1 protein-coding gene and 2 pseudogenes are annotated in these 1771 nt (G+C 60.6%); 1 reads left to right on the forward strand and 2 read right to left on the reverse strand.

Annotated elements, in window-relative coordinates; translation table 11 throughout:
- Positions 1-236 (forward strand): annotated as a pseudogene (locus tag NW819_RS13120) (ABC transporter ATP-binding protein); the annotation flags it as partial.
- 75 nt (positions 237-311) lie between these two features.
- Here the strand turns inward: NW819_RS13120 and NW819_RS13125 are convergent.
- Both NW819_RS13125 and NW819_RS13130 read right to left on the reverse strand, forming a co-directional pair.
- The gene (locus NW819_RS13125) at positions 312-1103 is read right to left on the reverse strand and encodes an ADP-ribosylglycohydrolase family protein (protein ID WP_414349583.1); all 792 of its coding nucleotides are present in this window, start codon (positions 1101-1103) and stop codon (positions 312-314) included.
- A 103-nt stretch (positions 1104-1206) separates the two neighbouring features.
- Positions 1207-1771: pseudogene (locus NW819_RS13130) on the reverse strand (CRISPR-associated protein Csx3); the annotation flags it as partial.

The raw sequence follows: 1771 nt of genomic DNA on the forward strand, positions 1-1771 counted from the left end.
GCTGCACGGTTTTGATGATTACCCACGACATTGATGAGGCGCTGTTTTTGGCCGACCGCCTGGTGCTGATGACCAATGGCCCTGCAGCCACCATCGGGCAGATCGTGACCATCCCCTTCCCGCGCCCTCGGGATCGCGAGCGGATTCTTGAAGATCCGCAGTACTACCGCCTGCGCAACTCGGTTCTCAGCTATCTCTACGGCCATGAAGCCAACCCAGAGGCGGCTTACCGGTAAATCCAACCTGGAGCAGTTGACGGAGCGAGAGGGCGACAAGGCAACCCAAAACCCAAAAACCACACACCTTGGCCATCAGGTGCAGCCCCTGGTCAGGCGATCCGCAAACCTCTCTTGGAACTCGCCCACAACATTGCGCAACCGCTCGTCCAAAACGGCCAGCGTCTGGGATGCGATCTCGTCCGGCACGCCGCCGAAAAACGCCTCCGCAATGCCCCCGGCAATGCAGGCCATGGTGTCTGCGTCTCCACCAAGGGAGATGGCGTTGCGCACCGCGTCTTCAAAACCGTCTGCCTCTAGGAACGCGATGATCGACTGGGGCACCGAGCCCTGACAGGAGACATCGAAGCAGTAGTGCTCCCGGATATCGTCCAGCCGCTCGGATAGGCAGTATCCGAACTCTTGCTCGATGTACGTCTTGATGTCGGCCTTGGTGTACCCTGACCGGGCGAGAAACACGGCGGCTGCCGTAGCCTGAGCGCCGCGGATGCCCTCCGGGTGGTTGTGGGTTACCTCGGCACTGGCCCGCGCCTGGGCCAGCACTTCTTCCAGCGTGTTGCAGGCGATGCCAATGGGGCTAACCCGCATGGCGGCTCCGTTGCCCCAACTGTAGTACGGCTCACGGCAGCGATGCTCGGCCCAGTGGATGAAGCTGCTCCCGTACCCAGCCTCTGGGTAGGCGTGGAAGTACTCATGGTACCAATCGACGTAGCTACCGCCCCGCAGCAGCCGCTCGGCCACAGCGACCGTCAGAACCGTGTCATCGGTAAATTGGCTGGCCTCGACGAACAGCGGAAAGTTCTTCGTTTTGGTGCCCGAGTGCTCATGGACAGAGCCGATAACATCCCCGGCAATGGCTCCCAGCATCAGTACCCTCTCCTTTTTCTTTTCCCAGTTCTCAATCTCCCGGTTCTCAATCTCGCCGTTTCCGAAAAGGCTCGCCCGCCCATCCAATTCTGAATCCGCACCCCTAGGCAATCAAGCGGCGCACCGCCCGAAGCAGCTCCGCGGGGGGAGGAGAGTTGGGATCCCAGCGAATTTCCAACTCAGGTGAGTCTTTGAGCACTTGAGGAGGGCCGGGCGAGGTGTGCAGGATGGCCACACAGCGCAAATTGCCCCGGTCTCGACAAAACTCGTGCCAGAGAGGGATAGCCTCGGGATCCCGGCTGACCACCAGGTAGTGGGAGCAGGCTTCCAGGATCGGCTGCTTTTGCGGATCCACCTTGCCGCCCACATCCACAATCACCAAACTCTTTTGCCGGCGCAAAGCCAGAATGGCCTGGGCATGGAAGCTGAAAAATTCGGGGGTAAAAGAGCCCCGGTACTGGTGCTTGAGGATCTTCGCCTCCTCTGGTGGCAAGTCTAAAGTCCAATTGCCTTCCCCATCCCAATGGGCCCGTTGCAGATAAATATCGGGATGCTCCGGCAGCAGAGCTTCGAAGAGGGCGCGGGCAAGACGGCTTTTGCCACTGTCGGGGGGGCCCACCACCATCACTGCCGCTGCCAATTCTGTTCGCGTCAGCGGGCCGTAGGCC

Origin of the sequence: Synechococcus sp. R8-2 (assembly GCF_047461715.1) — a bacterium.
Classification (GTDB): Bacteria; Cyanobacteriota; Cyanobacteriia; order Thermostichales; family Thermostichaceae; genus Thermostichus.